Origin of the sequence: Virgibacillus sp. LDC1, from assembly GCF_025792345.1 — a bacterium.
In the GTDB taxonomy this organism is placed as follows: Bacteria; Bacillota; Bacilli; order Paenibacillales; family Paenibacillaceae; genus Paenibacillus_AQ; species Paenibacillus_AQ lautus.
Genome location: NZ_JAOXLZ010000001.1, coordinates 3,034,381 through 3,052,694, shown reverse-complemented (window position 1 = coordinate 3,052,694; position 18,314 = coordinate 3,034,381). Strand labels below are relative to the sequence as shown.

Here is an 18,314-nt window from a genome sequence, read left to right as displayed (position 1 = left end):
AGGATGCATGTCCTAGCCCTTTTTCGTACATGCTGAAGAAATCAGCCGGTCATACCAGCGAGAACGTTCATTAAGTGATGCAGGAGGAAGACCATGTCTGAAAAGTTGTTTACCGTAGGGAAAATCGTGAATACGCACGGCATCCGCGGGGAAGTTAAAGTCATGCCGCATACGGATTTTGCCGATCAGCGATTTGCTCCAAAGAGCCAGTTGTATATTGTCCCGGACAAAGGGAGCAAGGTAGAAGTAACGGTGGATACATCCCGTTTTCATAAAAACATGTATATCCTTAAATTCAAGGAGCTGCATGGCATTAATGATGCCGAAAAATATAAGGGCTCGCTGTTGAAGATTCCAGCGGATCTTCAGGAGGAGCTTCCGGAGAACGAGTACTATTTCCATGAGATCATTGGCTGCAAGGTGATGACCGATGAAGACCCGGCCGAGGAGCTCGGCACGATCTCCGAAATTTTGACGCCAGGCGCTAACGATGTATGGGTTGTCAAAACGCCTCAGGGAAAAGAAATTCTCCTTCCGGCCATACCGGATGTCGTACTTGATGTAGACAAGGAATCGAAGCTTGTCCGCGTGCATCTCATGGAAGGGTTGTTATAGTTCATGCGGATTGATGTACTGACGCTCTTCCCCGAGATGTTTGATGGTGTGTTTCATTCGAGTATTTTGGGGAAAGCGGCCGAAAAACAAATTGTGAACTTGAATGCTATCAACTTTCGCCAATATGCCGGGAACAAGCATGGTCAGGTCGATGATACTCCTTATGGCGGCGGAGGGGGAATGGTGTTAAAGCCGGACCCGATTTTTGCTGCGGTGGAGGATATCCTAGCTTCTGATACGGATGCGATTTCGAATCATGAGGATGGGGCTAATCCTTCCGGTGAGATTTCAGCGGATATCGCCGGAACAGCCAAGCCTCCGCGTGTCATTCTGATGTGTCCGCAAGGAGAGACCTTTACGCAGAAAAAGGCGGAAGAGTTGTCTCAGGAAGACCATCTGGTGTTTATATGCGGGCATTACGAGGGTTATGATGAACGCATTCGCGAGTTTCTTGTTACCGATGAGTTATCCGTCGGGGATTACGTGCTTACCGGCGGAGAGCTGCCGGCGATGGTTGTCATCGACTCTGTGGTCCGATTGCTGCCGGGTGTGCTTGGCAATGAAACCTCAGCGGTGACGGATTCATTTAGTACAGGCCTGCTGGAATATCCGCACTATACACGTCCGGCTGAATTTCGCGGCTGGAAAGTGCCGGATATTTTGCTCAGCGGTCATCATTCGAATATTGACGTGTGGCGTCGGGAACAAGCGCTTAAGCGGACATGGGAGCGTCGCCCGGAGTTGTTAGACAAGCTGGAATTGTCCAAACAGGATCAGGCGTATTTAAACAAGCTTCAGCGAGAAACGGGATCCTCATAAGTTTTATTGTTCAATACTAACGAACAGATCTGTAAGCACAGGTCTGTTCGTTTTTTTTCTATCATGTGCGCGTATGTAGTAATATGCACGTTTCTTGCTTGGCACCCGAGAACAAAAATCGTATGAATTGAATAGTGTGATAAATAGGCGTTTGCGGATGCATGAGATCGTAAGGGGTGAAATCGATTGAGGCAAGAAAGAAGGAAACGTAGGGACAGCAAGGCTGTAATTCAGGGACTTACACCCGGGCGAATCCGTGTCGGAAAGAACCAAGCCACTCGATTCGTTACATTGATCCGTCAATTAACATCACGGTTACGCGCATTTGTGGAACAGCCAGTTAATGAGAATTTCACGCTAATCAAAATACAATTGCAGAGCCTTAACGATCTGGTCTCGGGCATGAGGTTCTCGCTGCGGGAACGACGGGGCCTTAGGCTGGTCGTACAACAAATTGCAAGGATTTCCAATGCGGATAATCTGGAAGAGATTTTAACAAGATTGAACGAAGTTTTGACGTTGATTCAATCGTATGGAGAACGAATTGGAGTCGGCAGCGAGATCGGTCCGGACATCGCCGCCTCACAGCATGAAATCCACTCCTGCATAGAGTCGATTCAGAGTATGGAAGCCGCTCCACCAATCAACCTTATGGATAATATACCTTTATATATCATGGACGCGACTACGAAGCCAGGGGTTGGATCGCGTCAGCGGCTTGCTGAAGTGTTCCAAGGCATTAATGAGCAGGCTTCCAGATCAGTGAGTTCAGAACAACAGCTGGAAAGGCTGCAAGCAGCGGATGGAATGAATGCATTACTGTCGAATGGAGCGTCGACTGCGACAGGATCAATAGGAGTGACAGGTGCAGCAGGGACTACAGGTCCGACCGGATTGGGCGGTTTGCCGGGAGCAACCGGCCCTAAGGGTGCAAGGGAGGTTGCAGGACCAACAAGTCCTGAGGGAGCACCGGGAGTGCCGGGTGGGATTAGCGGAGCGACCGGACCAACTGGGGAAACAGGTGCGACGGAGGCAATAGGCGAGACCGTGGCAACGGGAGCCGCCGGAATCAGAGCTGCAGGGGCGACAAGCGTAACTGGAGCTACAGGAAAAACCGGGCCAGTAGGTCCGCCTGGAGCTATGGCTGCCGGGGCTACAGGAGAAGCAGGGGTCAGAGGTGTAACCGGGGTGACAGGCGTTCTAGGAGCCACAGGGGCTACAGGTGTAACTAGGCGAACGGGAGTTGCGGGAACTACAGAAGAAGCAGGTGGAACAGGCGCAACGAGCCCGACTGAGGGAACAGGAGAAGTAGGGGCCGCCACAGATGTAACTGCGGAGACAGGGGCTGCGGCAGCTACAGGAGCAGCAGGAGGCACAGGATCGACAGGCAGGACCGGGTCAACAGGTGTTATAGGTCTGACAAGAGTGACCGGAGAAATAGCTGTAACCGGAGCCACAGGAGCTACTGGGGCAGCAAGAGCCATAGGTCCAACCGGTTCAACTGGACCAACAGGCCCGATGGTCGTAACCGGATTAGCTGGAGCCTCAGGCCCTGCCGGACCAACCGTTCCGACGGGCCCTGTCCTTGTGGGTGGAAGTGTGATTTATGCCAGTAATGGGACGGCACAGAAAGTGGCCACCAACTCGCCGGTTACTTTTTCAACAAGCACGCTTCAAGGTGTAACCTTTAACGGTAACACGACCCTGACCATTGTGACAGCTGGTTTCTACTACTTTGATTGGCAGATTTCGCTCGAAACTGGTTCGACTGCGCCGAATGCTTTCGGAATCGTTGTTAACGGTAATACGACTAATACGGCGAACATGAACTCGAATTCAACCAACGCCGAAGTTTCAGGATCTGCCGTGATCAATTTAAGTGCAGGTAATACCGTTGGGCTCTATAATTTATCGCCAACAACCAAATCGATTACTGCTCTGCAAACCGGCGCAAGGATTTCTATCTTTAGAATTGGCTCATAGTCCAGTATTGTATACTTCAGTGTCATTTTTTTAATCATGTTGATACAACTCCTGCATTGGTGGGTAATATGTAACTGGAGAATCACTAGAGAGACTGGAGGCATCTTGTTATGACAGAACATCGACAACAACATGAAGCGAAAATTGAAGAAACAAAAAATACAGAAGCCCAATTTCAAACGGTAGACGACATCCTTGAATACTATGGCAAGCGTCATAAGGGCATGCACGACTCGAAAGAAACCGTAAATTAAGTTGAGGCTAACCGCTTTCGGCAGGATTCTTCATGCTGGAAGTGGTTTTTTTATGGACGAGAGCTCGGTACAAAATCCGGTTTATACATAAGGGTGTAAAGATAAAATACTTGATTCGAACTGCAAAATATGTTATTATTTCTTTTGTTGTGAATACGGTGGTCCGCTGCGGATAATGAAGGAAATACATAGAGTTTCCGGAAGATGCAAGAACACCTGTGTGAGAGGAGGGAGTCATAGATGAATATCGTTCAAGCGATTACTCAAGAACAACTTCGTAAAGATATTCCGAGCTTTCGTCCTGGTGATACTTTAAAAGTACACGTTAAGGTTATCGAGGGAACTCGTGAGCGTATCCAGTTGTTTGAAGGTGTAGTAATTAAACGTCGCGGTGGCGGAATCAGTGAGACTTTTACCGTTCGTAAAATTTCTTACGGTGTTGGTGTGGAAAGAACTTTCCCAATCAACTCGCCTAAAATCGATAAAATCGAAGTGGCTCGCCGTGGTAAAGTGCGTCGTGCGAAGCTTTATTATCTTCGTGAACTGCGCGGTAAAGCAGCGAGAATTAAAGAAATTCGTCGTTAATTACAAGGCGGTAAAAGGGGCTTGTGCGTATATACAAGCCCCTTTTGTATATCCAAAAATCGCTATAATGCGAAAGCGATCTATAGGGAAGGACGGTGGGTTATGGAGAAAGATCAACACCAGGAGGCAATTGAAACCAACGTGGGGAAACCGGCCAAAAAGGCTAAGAACGAGCTTGTAGAATGGCTGAAGGCTCTTCTCATTGCTCTGGTTCTCGTCGTTCTCATTCGCTGGCTTCTCTTTAAACCGTTTATTGTGCAGGGCCCATCCATGGAACCTAACTTTGTATCCAATCAGAAGCTGATCGTCAACGAGATTTTATATGATATCCGCAAACCCGAACGTGGAGAAGTTATCGTGTTCCATGTACCTGATGAGGGCAGGGATTTCATTAAACGCGTAATCGCAGTTGCTGGTGATACGGTTAAAGTTGAAGGCGATAAAGTGCTTGTCAACGGGGAGCCTGTGAATGAAACCTACATACAGGAAGCGATTGATCAAGCCCATGCTGAAAACAGGTTATACAATAACACAGATTTTCCGAACTCGTTCGTTCAGAATGGCGTTGTGCCAGAGGGGCATGTGTTTGTGATGGGTGATAACCGCTCCAACAGCACGGATAGCCGTATGATAGGATATGTTCCTTTGGGGGATATTATCGGGCGAGCAGACTTGATCTTCTGGCCGATTAAAGACATAGGGCTCATCAACCATTAGCCTGGCGCTATAGAAACGATGAAAGTTTGCAGAGCAAAGTAGAGGTGACGACGTTTGACAATACAATGGTTTCCAGGACATATGACCAAAGCGCGCCGCCAAATTCAGGAGAAGCTGAAGCTGATCGATGCAGTAATTGAACTGATCGATGCGAGGCTTCCGCTCTCAAGCCGAAATCCGATGATTGACGAGATTTTGCAGGGCAAGCCGCGGCTCATTATTATGAACAAAGCCGATTTGGCAGATCCTGAGGTTACAAGGCAGTGGCAAGCCCATTTCAAGGAAAACGGCCTAACCGCCTTTCCTGTAGATGCTTCAACCGGGACAGGTGTTAAGGATATTCCGAACCAGATTAAGTTGCTGCTGAAAGAGAAGATCGACAAACAAATAGCCAAGGGCATGAACCCGCGAGCGATGCGTGTGTTGATTGTAGGCATACCGAATGTAGGCAAATCCACGCTGATTAACCGGCTTGCCGGCCGTAACATCGCGGAGACGGGAGACCGACCGGGTGTCACGAAAGGGCAGCAGTGGATTAAGGTTGCCGGCGGTGAGATGGAATTGCTGGATACACCCGGTATCCTGTGGCCAAAGTTCGAGGATCAGAATGTAGGGTACCGCCTTGCGGTAACCGGCGCCATCAAAGAGGAAATTTTGAACGTAGAGGACATTGCCTTTTTTGCGATCAAATATTTCTCCAACTATTATTGGGAATCGATGAGCGATCGCTTTGATCTGAAGGAGCGCCCAACAGATCTGGATAACCCGGATGAAATTGTTGCGGTAATGGAAGCCGTCGGAAGAAAACGAGGCTGCATCGTCAGCGGAGGAAGAGTCGATCTGGAAAAAGCCTCGGGCATTTTCCTGCGTGAGCTTCGCGCAGGCAAGCTTGGGCGTTATTCCATGGAATCGCCTTATTGATTCAATAGGGTGAACGAGAGATCCCTTCTACTCAGATTAAACCCAAAATAACCATTCTGCCGGATAACGGCGGAATGGTTATTTTTTCTGGATCAGAACAGGAAGAGGAGATTAGACTGCACTCATTCTATGCCATCTAATGTAACTCGGTAGATGCTCTGAAGATCGGCTTCGTTTGGATATGCGTGACTTGATAGGGTAACTTCGGTTCTTTCACCCGGGATAACAGCATGTTAGCCGCAGCAATTCCCATTTCATCGCTATATATATGTACAGTTGATAAGTGAGGTTCAACAATACGCGATTCAGGTGCATTATCGAAGCCGCACACCGCAATGTCACCGGGAATGGAGATGTTTTTATTTTTTAACGATTTCATCACATTGACCGCAATAAAATCATTGGCGCATACAAAGGCAGACGGCATCTGTTTCATTTGCCCCAGTCGTTTGTCCATCCAATCGGACTCAGAGAAAAATTCCCGGTCCGGGTTCAGAACACATTGTTCCAAATCCAGCCGTATCCCCTTCTCGGTCAGAGCCCGATTAAATCCCGCCCAGCGTTCATTGAAGCTCTTACAATGACGGATATCACCGATAAATCCCAAGCTCGTGTTGCCCTGCGCAATGAGCTGCTTGGTCATATGACAGGTGCTGTGTTCATTCTCCATCAGAAGTAAATCCGCCTGCAGATCCGGGTAGAACATATCTGCCGCACAATCGATAAATACGGTAGGAAGCCCAAGGCTTGTGAGCAACTTGGTGTATTCCATATCAAATAACTCAATACATATAATTCCATCGACCTTGGATGATTCAAAATTGTTAGGCAGCGTCCGAGAGCTTCGATCGATATCCCGGACAATATGAATGGACAGATTATAGCCCTCCGCGCTGATTCGTTTCTCAAGCCCGCTGATTAACCGCGAGCCAAAATGGGAGGTGCTCGGAAGATTTGCCGTCAGAAGAGCGATATTTCCCGGGTTTTTGGTCAGCAGATTGTCCGTCTCCATGAAAGCAAATTGTTTGTATTTCAGTTCAATCGCTTTTCGGATAACCTTGCTGCGCGTCTCGTCCGGAATACTTTCGCTCCCGTTCAACGCCTTGGAGGCCGTATTTCTGGAAATCCCCAGTGCATCGGCAATATCTTGAATTGTGACTTTTTCTTTCGACATGTATCTGATTTCTCCTCAAATGATCAAGTTCATACTAAGGTCCGCAGTTTCTTCCAGTCGCTAATGACCTCTGAATATCTTAAATCAAATGTATAATAGATTAGCTAAAATAGCAACCTCAACTTTACAAATGCATAATTCAGTTAACATTTAAACATAACGGGCTTTGTTGTGTTTCTCTTCAATATTCATTTACAGGGGATAAAACATCACCAAACAAGGAAATAACGAACGATTCTCCGCAACTTTGCAAAGAAAACGGCTTATGCTGCTCATTTTCATGATAGGAAGGTGAAATAAATGAACAAATATTGTTGTCAATTGCACAATTTAATTTTTACAAAAACTATTGACTGATGTTACATCATTTGATAAATTGTAAAAGCGACATTCAACATAAGTGAAAAATGAAAGCCTTTTCTGTAAGCAATATGTAAACTTCTCTAGAAAGAACGGGGGAACAGGTTTGGAAAATTCAGTGGATCCAGCCCATCAGGGGGCAGGGGGAATCAGGGGACGGAGCTCTGCAGGAAGAACGCTAGCTTTTATCAAGAAAAACTATTTTCTGTACATACTGCTAGCTCCGGCGCTTATATTGACCCTTATATTCAAGTACGTCCCGATGTACGGTGCCGTTATCGCATTCAAGGATTTCAGTCCCATTAGAGGGATTCTCGGCAGCGAGTGGGTCGGGCTCAAGCATTTTGAAAAGTTTATCGCCTCGCCGAATTTTGACGTCATTTTTATGAATACGCTTAAATTGAGTTTTTTTGGTCTTATCTTTAGCTTTCCGGTGCCGATCCTGCTTGCACTTATGTTAAATCAGGTTCGCAAAGCGACAGTCAAGAAAAATGTTCAATTGTTTCTTTACGCACCCAATTTCATCTCGGTGGTTGTCATTGTCGGGATGCTGTTTATCTTCTTGTCCCCAACGGGGCCAATCAATCAATGGGTCATATGGATGACGGGAAGTCCGCTGATGTTTATGTCGCAGCCGGAATATTTCAGGTGGATTTATATTCTCTCGGATATATGGCAGAGCGCGGGCTGGGCCTCGATTATCTATGTGGCAGCTCTTGCGAATGTGGACCCCGAGCTGCATAATGCAGCCAGCCTGGACGGGGCTAACCTGCTCCAGCGCATCCGAAATATCGATCTGCCCACCATAAGGCCGATTATGGCGATTGTATTCATACTTGCGGCAGGCGGCATTATGTCGATTGGCTTTGAGAAGGCCTATCTGATGCAAACCTCGATGAATCTTCCTACTTCGGAAATTATCGCTACCTACGTATACAAGGTCGGCTTGCAGTCTGGCGATTACGCGTACTCTGCAGCGGTTGGTTTATTCAACTCCGTCATCAATGTCATTTTGCTCGTAACGGTGAATTTTATTGTCAGAAAACTTAATGAAGGCGAAGGCCTCTACTAGGAAAGGAGTCATACTCATGGCCGTCAAACACTCACGCTTCGACCGCTTTCTGTTGTCATTAAATGCGATCTTTTTAACGCTTGCCGTACTGGTCGTTGTCGTTCCATTGGTTTATATCGTGGTGGCCTCGTTCATGGATCCCACCGTGCTGCTGAATCAAGGACTATCTTTTAACATTTCCGATTGGAGTCTGGAAGGATATCAGATGATCCTGTCCAATCCGGCGATGCTTCGCGGTTTTGGCAATGCGGTGTTGTATTCAACAGCATTTGCGCTACTAACGGTAACGGTATCGGTCTGTGCGGGATACGCACTTTCGGAAAGCCGGCTGGCCGGACGCCATTTCTTCATGACGCTGTTCATCATCACCATATTTTTTGGAGGCGGACTGATACCTACGTACTTGCTTGTGAGGGAGCTAGGCATGCTCAATACGGTGTGGGCCGTGATCATCCCGGGTGCGGTGAATGTGTGGAATATCATTTTGTCCCGAACCTTCTTCAAAGGGGTGCCGAATGAACTGAAGGAGGCAGCCAATGTGGATGGAGCTTCCGATATGAAAATCTTTTTCCGGATCGTTCTTCCGCTGTCCAAACCCATTATCTTTGTACTCGCCCTGTATGCCTTCGTTGGCCAGTGGAACGCATTCTTCGACGCTATGATCTATCTGGACGATCCCAAGCTGCACCCGCTGCAGCTTGTCCTAAGGTCGATTCTGATTCAAAATCAGGCGGCGCCCGGCATGATCAGCGACCAGCTTGCGATGGCGGAGCTGAAACGGCTCTCGGAGATGATTAAATATTCGGCGATCGTGATATCCAGTCTTCCGCTTTTGATTATGTACCCGTTCTTCCAAAAGTACTTCGAAAAAGGTGTTATGGTAGGCTCGCTTAAATAGCGGGTCGCCTTCAACATAAAGTCATTATCCAAATACATGATTCGGGAGGTCATTGATATGAATAAGAAGAGATCAAAGAAACATATCAGTAAAAAAACGGTATCCCTTACGGCTCTGGCAGCCGTGCTGCTCTTGGCCGGCTGTGGCAACAGCGGGGAATCATCAACAGAGTCGCCGGACGGTAAGGTGACCTTGAATGTCCTGACGCAAAGCTCGCCGCTGGCTCCGGCAGACCCTAACGAGAAGCTGATCAACAAGCGGCTGGAGGAGAAGACGGGCATTCATATCAAGTGGAAGAACTATACCAGCGATGTGTTTGCGGAAAAACGCAATCTGGCCGTGGCGAGCGGGGATTTGCCGGATGCCATTTTTGACGCCGGGTACGGAGATTACGATCTGCTGAAGCTGGCAAAGGACGGAGTCATCATTCCCGTGGAGGATTTAATCGAACAGCATATGCCGAATTTGAAAAAGGTGCTGGAGGAAGCTCCGGAATACGTCAATATGATTACGGCGCCGGATGGACATATCTATTCTTTTCCATGGATCGAAGAGTTGGGCTCAGGGAAAGAACGGATTCAATCGGTGGATAACTTCCCCTGGATTAACGTGGAGTGGCTCGACGCCTTGGGGCTGGACATGCCAACTACGACGGAAGAGCTGAAAACCGTATTGAAAGCGTTCAAAACCCAAGATCCGAACGGCAACGGGCAGGCGGATGAAATACCGCTTTCCTTCATTAATAAGCCGGGCGGCGAGGATCTGACATTCCTGTTTGCTTCATTCGGCTTGGGCGAGAATTGGGACCACACCGTTGTTACGGATGACGGGAAGGTGGTGTTTACCGCCGCAGAGGAGGGGTATAAGGAAGCAATCAACTTCATCCATGAATTATACAAAGAGGGACTTATCGATATCGAAGCATTCCAGCAGGATTGGAACACCTACTTGGCCAAAGGCAAAGACCACCGGTACGGGATGTATTTTACTTGGGATAAAGCCAACATCACAGGCATGAATGATACATATGATCTGATGCCGCCGCTTGCAGGACCATCCGGCGAGATCAATGTAACGAGAACGAACGGGATCGGTCTTGACCGGGGAAGATTGGTCATTACCAGCAGCAACAAGAAGCTGGAAGAAACGGCAAAATGGATTGACGCGATGTATGAACCGCTCCAATCGGTTCAGAACAACTGGGGAACTTACGGTGACGATACCCAGCAAAATATTTTTGAGCTGGACGAAGCCAAAGGGATGCTGAAGCATCTTCCGCTTGAAGGCACGGCGCCTGTAGAGCTCAGACAAAAAACAAGTATTGCGGGCCCGCTTGCGATCCTGGACGAGTATTATGGCAAATACACCACGATGCCGGATGATGCGGCATGGAGATTAAAACTGATGAAGGATGTCATGGTACCGCACATGAAGGCGGAGAATACGTACCCGAAAGTATTTTTCTCCATCGAGGAATTGGACCGCTTATCCACGATTGAAGCGGACTTGTTTCCTTACCTGGAAAGAATGCGTACCGAATGGTATCAGAATGGGAAAGTGAATCAGGAATGGGACGCCTACCTGAAGGAGCTGGATCGACTGGGACTCCAGGAATGGCTGACGATCAAGCAAACGGGTTATGACCGAAATATGAAATAAACTCATAAAGTGAAACGGCCGTGTAAGGAATATCAGTCCAAATACGGCCGTATATCCCTGATTACGATAATGAAGGAGTACAGCCAATGTCTAACATCAAACTTGAAAATTACCGAAATGCCTATCATTACTCTCCCCGGGAGAACTGGATGAATGACCCGAACGGGATGGTCTATTTTAAAGGAGAATACCATTTGTTCTATCAGCATCATCCCAAGGGCACAACCTGGGGGCCCATGCATTGGGGACACGCGGTCAGCAAGGATCTGGTGTCCTGGGAAGAGCTTCCCATCGCTTTAGCGCCGGATGAACACGGCACGATCTTTTCAGGCAGTGCGGTTGTGGACTGGAACAATTCCAGCGGGTTCTTCGATCAAGAGCCCGGCCTTGTGGCAATCTTTACGCACCATGACGATTCGACGGGCGCAAATCAAATCGTTCAGTGCCAAAGTCTTGCGTATAGCAAGGATAATGGGAGGACCTGGACCAAATATGAAGGTAATCCGGTCCTTAGGCATGACACCTATGTTGATTTCCGGGATCCCAAAGTGTTTTGGCATGAGCCGTCATCGCAATGGGTGATGATTGTTGCGTGCGGGCAGACGGTATGCCTCTATCGATCTCCGAATTTGAAGGACTGGACCTTTGCCAGCGAGTTTGGCGAAGGCATCGGATTTCATGATGGAGTCTGGGAATGTCCGGATCTGTTCCCTCTTTCTACGGAAGATAGTCAAGCCCAATGGGTCATGCTGGTCAGCATTGGCGATGATCCGGCCTATGTTGAGGGCTCCAGAACGCAATATTTCATTGGAAACTTTGACGGGACAACGTTTATGCCGGATGAACGATCCAGAGGTGATGTGCGGTGGCTGGATTACGGCAGAGATAATTATGCCGGGGTCAGCTGGTCGGACATTCCGGCAGCGGATGGCAGAAGGCTGTTCATCGGCTGGATGAGCAATTGGAAATACGCCAACCTGACGCCAACGGATGGTTGGAGGGGGGCCATGACCTTGGTCCGGGAACTCAAGCTGGAGACGCTGGAAGGCGAAGTCGCGGTAACGCAGCAGCCGATCCGTGAAATGGAAGCGTACCGAAATGAAGTACGATCCTTCCATGATGTAATCGTGGATGAAGCGGCTGCCTGGTTAGCCGATGTACGGCTGGAGAGCTGCGAAATTCATGTCCGCTTCGATGCAGCGTTTTCGCTTGGGTTTAAAGTAAGGGTAGGTCCGGGCCAAGAGACGGTTGTCGGCTGGGATGCCAAGACAAACGAAGTTTACGTGGATCGCACCCGTTCAGGGCTGGCTGATTTCCATGAAGATTTTTCCGGGAAGCACATGGCGTCACTACGGGTTACGGGCGCACTCCTGGAGCTGCGTATATTCGTGGACCGGTCGTCCGTGGAATTGTTCGCGGATCGCGGGCAGGCGGTAATCACGGATTTGATTTATCCTGATCCTGCATCTACGGGGATAACCGTGTTTGCCGATGATGACCGGAAGGTCATAAAATCGCTGCACATCTATGATCTTTCTTCTAGAGGTTAGTTTACGTTAAATGAATGTATAAATGGCAAGGAGAATCAGCGATATGCGTATTGGAGCGATAGAAGCGGGCGGCACCAAATTTGTCTGCGGCATTGGAAGCAAAGATGGAATCGTTGAGGACAGCATCAGCTTTCCGACAGGGCAGCCGGAAGACACATTGTCCAAAGCGGTTTCGTATTTTCAAGATCATCAGGTAGAAGCCATTGGCATCGGGTCATTTGGTCCCATCGATCTGAAACCGGATAGCCCAACTTATGGTTATGTAACTTCCACACCGAAACCAGGCTGGTCGCAGATCAATGTCCTCGGCAAGATGAAGTCGCATATGGACATACCCTATGGCTGGGATACGGATGTCAATGCTGCCGCTTTGGGAGAAGCGACTTGGGGAGCAGCCAAGGGTCTGAACAGCTGCGCTTATTATACGGTGGGTACTGGTCTCGGGGTAGGCCTATATTCCGAAGGCCGGCTTGTACATGGACTGCTTCATCCCGAAGGTGGGCATGTTCCCGTTAGACGTCATCCCGAAGATGCCTTTGCAGGAACCTGTCCCTATCATGGGGATTGCTTGGAAGGAATGGCAGCAGGTCCGGCGCTTGAAGCCCGATGGGGGTTGAAAGGGCAGCTGCTGCCAGCCGACCATCCCGCTTGGGAAGTAGAAGCCTATTATTTAGCGCAGTCTATAACAGGACTGATTCTGACGAATTCCCCGCAGAAAATCATACTGGGCGGCGGCGTTATGCAGCAAGCTCAGTTGTATCCCCTCATTCGTGCAGAGGTGCGGCGCAATTTGAACGGGTATGTGCTTGCTGACGAAATCATACACCATATTGGGAATTATATTGTTCCACCGGGATTAGGCACCCAATCCGGATTGTGCGGGGCATTGGCTCTGGGAATACAGGCATGGCAAGATTCACAATCATAAACAGGCTCGTCTTGAGGAGGTGCAGCCCGATTGATCGGGCTGTTCCTTCCTATATAACGCGTGGTAAAGAATCGAAGAGAGGTGGATATATGAAATTATCGCAGGATATACATACGGTGATGATGCGCATGGTGTCTGCGATCATGATGACCGTGATGCTGGCGGCAAGCGTTACTCCGGGATCGGCATGGGCTTCAGCGGTCCAAGATGAGTCTGCAGCTATGAAAGAGAAAGGAGGGGGCACCATTTTTGAAAGCGCATCCAATGTGAATACCAACCTTGAAGGCTGGCAGTTGAAGGGGAATGGCAAGATGGAACATACGGCTGAAGGACTACGGCTTAGCTCCGATCCAGGTGAGAACGCAGCCGCGATTTCCGCAACAAGAGCGGATGATTTTGTGTATGAAGCCGACGTGATGATCACGGATATGCAAGCAGAAGCTTCGCTGGTCTTTCGCTCAAGCGTTGATGGCTGGTCATCGTATATGCTGCAAATTGTGCCAAGCGCAGGCTTGGTTCGTCTCAAGGATGCCCGTGAAGATAGCGGGAGAATAAAGGTAGAAAAAAAGGTCTCGTTAAGTCAAGGAGATATCGTTCACCTCAAGGTTAAGGCGGTAGGGAACCAAATCCAGGTATACTGGGGAAGTCAATATGAACCTATGATTGATGTCAATGATACGGCATATTCCACAGGATACTTGGGTCTTCATGTGTGGGATGGTTCCGCGCTGTTTCAAAACATCAAGGTGAGCGAGTGGAAAGGCAATCTGTTCGGTCCGGCAGTTACGAGCGGAGATTGGCAGCCTGATATCAAAGGCCTTAAGGGGACGGCATTAGAAGGGCATGAAGCCTACAGGATCTATAAGAATGCGGCTGCGGATTATGTGCTGGAAGGCAATATCACCTTAGGGGGACAGGCTGAATCGGGGTTCTATTGGAGAGGGAACGATCAAGGAACGGAGGGATACGAGGCCGTATTCAGGAGAGAGGATGATCAGGTGCGGGTAACGCTGGAAACTTCGGATGGAAAGGTGATCGGCGCATCGAGCCGTACCTACCCAAGCCTGCCCACAAGTGCGCATCATGTGGAGATCCACGTCTCCGAAGACAGCATTCAAATCGCTGTAGATGGTTACGAACCCGCTGCGATCCGCGTATCCGACAGTAGTTACGCGGGCGGATCGATCGGGATGAAGGTAAAGTCCGGAACGGCTTACTTTCAGGACGTGTACGTAACCCCAATGGCGGATTATTATACGGAGGAATACCGCCCGCAGTATCATTATAGCCCAATCCGAGGCTCGGCAAGCGATCCGAACGGATTGGTCTATTTCGAAGGGGAGTATCATCTCTTCCATCAGGACGGAGGCCAGTGGGCGCATGCGGTAAGCCGGGATCTGGTGCATTGGAACAGGCTGCCGATCGCACTGCCTTGGAACGATCTCGGACATGTCTGGTCGGGTTCCGCCGTAGCCGATACAACGAACGCTTCAGGTCTGTTCGGGGATTCCGGAGGCAAAGGACTCATTGCCTACTACACATCCTTCAATCCTGATCGGCCGGGCGGAAATCAGAAAATCGGACTGGCTTACAGCACCGATCACGGACGGACCTGGACGTATTCGAAGGAACGGCCGATCCTCATCGAGAACCCGGGCAAACAGGGCGAGGATCCGGGAGGATGGGATTTTCGCGATCCCAAAGTGGTTCGGGATGAAGCCAACAACCGCTGGATCATGGTGGTATCAGGGGGAGACCATATCCGCTTCTATATCTCCGACAATCTTGTCGATTGGACCTTAACGGACCGTTTCGGGTATGGGGAATATATCCGTGGAGGCGTGTGGGAATGCCCGGATCTGTTTCAGCTTGCCGTGGACGGCTCCGGTCAGCGCAAATGGGTGTTGATGATCAGCAGCGGCGCTAATCCGAACACCCAAGGCTCCGATGCGGAATATTTTATCGGCGATGTGACGCCAGACGGCAAATTTATGAATGATCATACGGCGGGGACCGTGCTGAGAACGGATTGGGGCAAGGAATTCTACGCCTCCATGTCCTTCTCCGACCTGCCGGACAATCGAAGAATCATGCTGGCATGGATGACGAACTGGGATTATCCCTTCAATTTTCCGACTTCGGGCTGGAAGGGTCAGCTGACCATCCCTAGAGAGTTGTCGCTCAGAACGACGAGTGAGGGAATACGTCTGCACCAGTCTCCAATCTCTGAGCTAGAAACCCTCCGGAATACGGTAATCCATGTGAATAACAGGGAAGTTACGGAGTCCTCGCAGAATGTGTTAAAGGGAATTCAGGCCGGCGCGTTTGAAATCGAGGCGGAAATCGAGATTCCATTAGACAGCAGCGAGCTGGAATTCGGCTTCCGACTGCGGGAAGGCGGCGGACAACAGACGGTGGTCGGTTATAACAACGCCACGCATCATATGTTCATAGACCGCTCGGCATCGGGAACCACGGATTTCTCCAACCTGTTCACGACCGAACACAAAGCTTTGCTGCACCCCGTAAATAGAGTGGTTAAGCTGCGTATTTATGTCGATGAATCTTCAGTGGAGGTGTTTGGCAATGACGGAAGCGTTGTGTTCTCGGACGTTATTTTTCCGGATCAGGCCAGACGGGGGATGAGCTTCTACACCCAAGACGGCCAAGTGAAGCTGAAGTCCCTTAAGGTGCATGAGCTGGATTCCGTGTGGAGGCCTCTTGATCCATCGGAGCCTGCTTCCCGCATCCTAATGGATTCATACGAGCTGGAGCTGTCCCAGGGACAGACCGAATCGCTGTACGCAACTGTGGATCGTGTCCGGGGTAAGGGGAAAAAACCTCTGGTATGGACATCCAGTCATCCCGATACGGTCCGGATTGTTTCATCCGATGACACTCATGCCGTATTAAAAGCGGTGAATGCGGGAGAAGTCATCATTACCGCCTCGACTCCAAACGGAAAAATATCGGCGAGCACCCGCGTGTTGGTCACGAGCGGAACATTTCTGACGAATCTGACGGGGTGGAAACCGGATTTTAAGGCTTCGAAGTGGGTCGTTACGGAGCATGGAATCCGGGGCAGCCATCCAAGCGATGCCAATTATATGGCGGAAGAGAAGGCCGGCGACTTCACGTTTGAAGGCGACATGCGGCTTGGGGAAGCAGGCGGTGCAGGATCCATGCTGTTTCGGGCAAGCGAGGATGGCCGCAGTGGATATTATCTGAATCTGGACCCTGGTATGAAGGCTGTTCGACTCTTTTACAAGATTGAAGGTCGATTTGAGGAACGTCAGGTACTGGCCAAAGTCCCTGAATTTATCCAAGGGGGAAGAACCTATCACCTGAGGATTGAAGCGAAAGGTCCGCATATTCAGGTCGACGTGGACGGGAAGAAGGTGATCGATGTGATGGACGGGACATTTGCCGAAGGGAATTTTGGCGTCAATGTGTTCGGCGGACAGGCTTCCTATCAAAATGTCTACGTCCGTCATTCGTCTGAAGCTCATCTTACGAAAACCAGCTTCACGAACGAAGCCGTGAACCAAGTGATCTATGCCGAGAAATCCGTAAACGGCGAACCCGTTACCGTGAAGGAATCAGCGGGTACGGGCAACCCGCTATGGCTATTGGTACCAACAGGAGAGGAAGGCACCTATTCCATTCGCACGCCGGAAGGGAAGGCTTTGGATGTCGATACCGGGCAGAACCGGATTCAGCTATACACGTATCTCGGTTATAACAATCAGCGATGGAGAGTGAAACGTCAGGAAGATGATACGGTCTCCATCCTATCGGTGCACGATGACCGGGCCCTTGCCGTGAATGCTGACGGTGCGGGGCTGGAATTGAATGTGCCGGATGCCGCTTCGGATCGTCAGAGGTGGCGGCTTGGCAATGAAATGGAGGGATCGATCATCGAATAAGGGAAAGAGCTGCCGATGCCGGCAGCTCTTTTTTTCGGGGATGGATAAACCGATTGTTTGGCAAAGGTAGATCCGTCTCCTATAGGAACATCGGGACGGGATAAAAGGGTGACGCTCCGTGGTGAGTGTGATAATCTAGAAGAGTTACTAGATTGATAGAAAGCATGGGATACACCGTGTGCACGAAGATGTAACAAACGGTAATTTTGGAACCAAAGGGGTTAAACCTATGACAGATTTATTAATGTACGAGCGTGAGTATTGGAGCCGTTATATACATATTGCAGGTATTGACGAAGTAGGCCGCGGCTGTTTGTTCGGCGACGTGGTCGCTGCGGCGGTCGTTTTGCCGGAGGGGTTAGTGATTGAAGGGATTAACGATTCAAAAAAACTCAGTGCCAAGAAGCGGGAAGCCCTCTACGACCTTATCATGGAACAGGCGCTGGCGGTGGGTGTCGGTTTGGTGGATGCAGAAACGATTGACCGAATCAACATCAAACAAGCCGCAAGGCTTGCCATGAAGATGGCCATCGAGCAATTGGTTGTGACTCCCCAGTTTCTGCTTGTTGATGCCGAGAAGGTGGATTGCGATATTCCCCAGCGTGCCATCATCAAAGGAGACGCCAACAGCCAGTCCATCGCGGCAGCCTCCATTATTGCCAAGGTCACCCGCGACCGATTGTGCGAAGGGGAATGGGAGGAGCGTTATCCTGAATACGGAATCGCCGTACATAAAGGCTACGCCACCAAGTTTCACCGGGAGCAGCTGCAGCTGCACGGACCTACAGCCATGCATAGAAGAAGCTTTCTGAAAAATATGGAGATTGAGCAATTGTCCCTATTCTAGATTTCG

At 49.5% G+C, this 18,314-nt stretch carries 15 protein-coding genes; 14 read left to right on the top strand and 1 reads right to left on the bottom strand.

Annotated elements, in window-relative coordinates; translation table 11 throughout:
- Positions 1–93: 93 nt before the first annotated feature.
- The 7 genes from rimM to ylqF all read left to right on the top strand — a co-directional run bounded on the left by rimM (position 94) and on the right by ylqF (position 5,894).
- Positions 94–615, top strand: a complete 522-nt coding sequence (gene rimM / locus OHJ21_RS13555) for a ribosome maturation factor RimM (protein WP_127594326.1) — start codon at positions 94–96, stop codon at positions 613–615.
- A 3-nt stretch (positions 616–618) separates the two neighbouring features.
- Positions 619–1,434: a tRNA (guanosine(37)-N1)-methyltransferase TrmD gene (gene trmD / locus OHJ21_RS13550; RefSeq protein WP_486020264.1), complete on the top strand. Its 816-nt coding sequence runs from the start codon at positions 619–621 to the stop codon at positions 1,432–1,434.
- A 186-nt stretch (positions 1,435–1,620) separates the two neighbouring features.
- Positions 1,621–3,417 carry a collagen-like repeat preface domain-containing protein gene (locus OHJ21_RS13545; RefSeq protein ID WP_486020263.1) on the top strand — a complete coding sequence of 599 codons (1,797 nt, stop codon included), beginning with the start codon at positions 1,621–1,623 and terminating at the stop codon, positions 3,415–3,417.
- A 110-nt stretch (positions 3,418–3,527) separates the two neighbouring features.
- On the top strand, positions 3,528–3,671 hold the full coding sequence (locus OHJ21_RS13540; protein WP_164817561.1) for a hypothetical protein: 144 nt from the start codon (positions 3,528–3,530) through the stop codon (positions 3,669–3,671).
- Between the two features lie 240 nt (positions 3,672–3,911).
- Positions 3,912–4,256 (top strand): 50S ribosomal protein L19, encoded by a 345-nt coding sequence (gene rplS / locus OHJ21_RS13535; RefSeq protein ID WP_015736355.1) that lies wholly within the window; start codon positions 3,912–3,914, stop codon positions 4,254–4,256.
- Positions 4,257–4,358: 102 nt separating this feature from the next.
- A complete protein-coding gene (gene lepB, locus OHJ21_RS13530) occupies positions 4,359–4,973 on the top strand; it encodes a signal peptidase I (protein WP_486020262.1) in 615 nt (204 codons plus the stop codon).
- 54 nt (positions 4,974–5,027) lie between these two features.
- Positions 5,028–5,894, top strand: a complete 867-nt coding sequence (gene ylqF, locus OHJ21_RS13525) for a ribosome biogenesis GTPase YlqF (RefSeq protein ID WP_486020261.1) — start codon at positions 5,028–5,030, stop codon at positions 5,892–5,894.
- Positions 5,895–6,030: 136 nt separating this feature from the next.
- Here ylqF and OHJ21_RS13520 read toward each other — a convergent pair whose 3' ends face one another.
- Positions 6,031–7,068, bottom strand: a complete 1,038-nt coding sequence (locus OHJ21_RS13520; protein WP_326114090.1) for a LacI family DNA-binding transcriptional regulator — start codon at positions 7,066–7,068, stop codon at positions 6,031–6,033.
- Positions 7,069–7,576: 508 nt separating this feature from the next.
- Between OHJ21_RS13520 and OHJ21_RS13515 the strand changes: the two genes are divergently transcribed.
- The 7 genes from OHJ21_RS13515 (at position 7,577) to OHJ21_RS13485 (ending at position 18,308) form a co-directional block, all read left to right on the top strand.
- Positions 7,577–8,500 carry an ABC transporter permease gene (locus OHJ21_RS13515; protein WP_326114107.1) on the top strand — a complete coding sequence of 308 codons (924 nt, stop codon included), beginning with the start codon at positions 7,577–7,579 and terminating at the stop codon, positions 8,498–8,500.
- Between the two features lie 16 nt (positions 8,501–8,516).
- The gene (locus OHJ21_RS13510) at positions 8,517–9,398 is read left to right on the top strand and encodes a carbohydrate ABC transporter permease (protein WP_100538159.1); all 882 of its coding nucleotides are present in this window, start codon (positions 8,517–8,519) and stop codon (positions 9,396–9,398) included.
- Positions 9,399–9,455: 57 nt separating this feature from the next.
- On the top strand, positions 9,456–11,057 hold the full coding sequence (locus OHJ21_RS13505) for an ABC transporter substrate-binding protein (protein WP_100538158.1): 1,602 nt from the start codon (positions 9,456–9,458) through the stop codon (positions 11,055–11,057).
- 86 nt (positions 11,058–11,143) lie between these two features.
- The gene (locus OHJ21_RS13500; protein ID WP_486020260.1) at positions 11,144–12,607 is read left to right on the top strand and encodes a glycoside hydrolase family 32 protein; all 1,464 of its coding nucleotides are present in this window, start codon (positions 11,144–11,146) and stop codon (positions 12,605–12,607) included.
- A 43-nt stretch (positions 12,608–12,650) separates the two neighbouring features.
- A complete protein-coding gene (locus OHJ21_RS13495; protein ID WP_394054735.1) occupies positions 12,651–13,535 on the top strand; it encodes an ROK family protein in 885 nt (294 codons plus the stop codon).
- Positions 13,536–13,624: 89 nt separating this feature from the next.
- A complete protein-coding gene (locus OHJ21_RS13490) occupies positions 13,625–17,461 on the top strand; it encodes a GH32 C-terminal domain-containing protein (protein WP_486020258.1) in 3,837 nt (1,278 codons plus the stop codon).
- 229 nt (positions 17,462–17,690) lie between these two features.
- Positions 17,691–18,308, top strand: a complete 618-nt coding sequence (locus OHJ21_RS13485; RefSeq protein WP_100538154.1) for a ribonuclease HII — start codon at positions 17,691–17,693, stop codon at positions 18,306–18,308.
- The last annotated feature ends 6 nt before the right edge of the window (positions 18,309–18,314 follow it).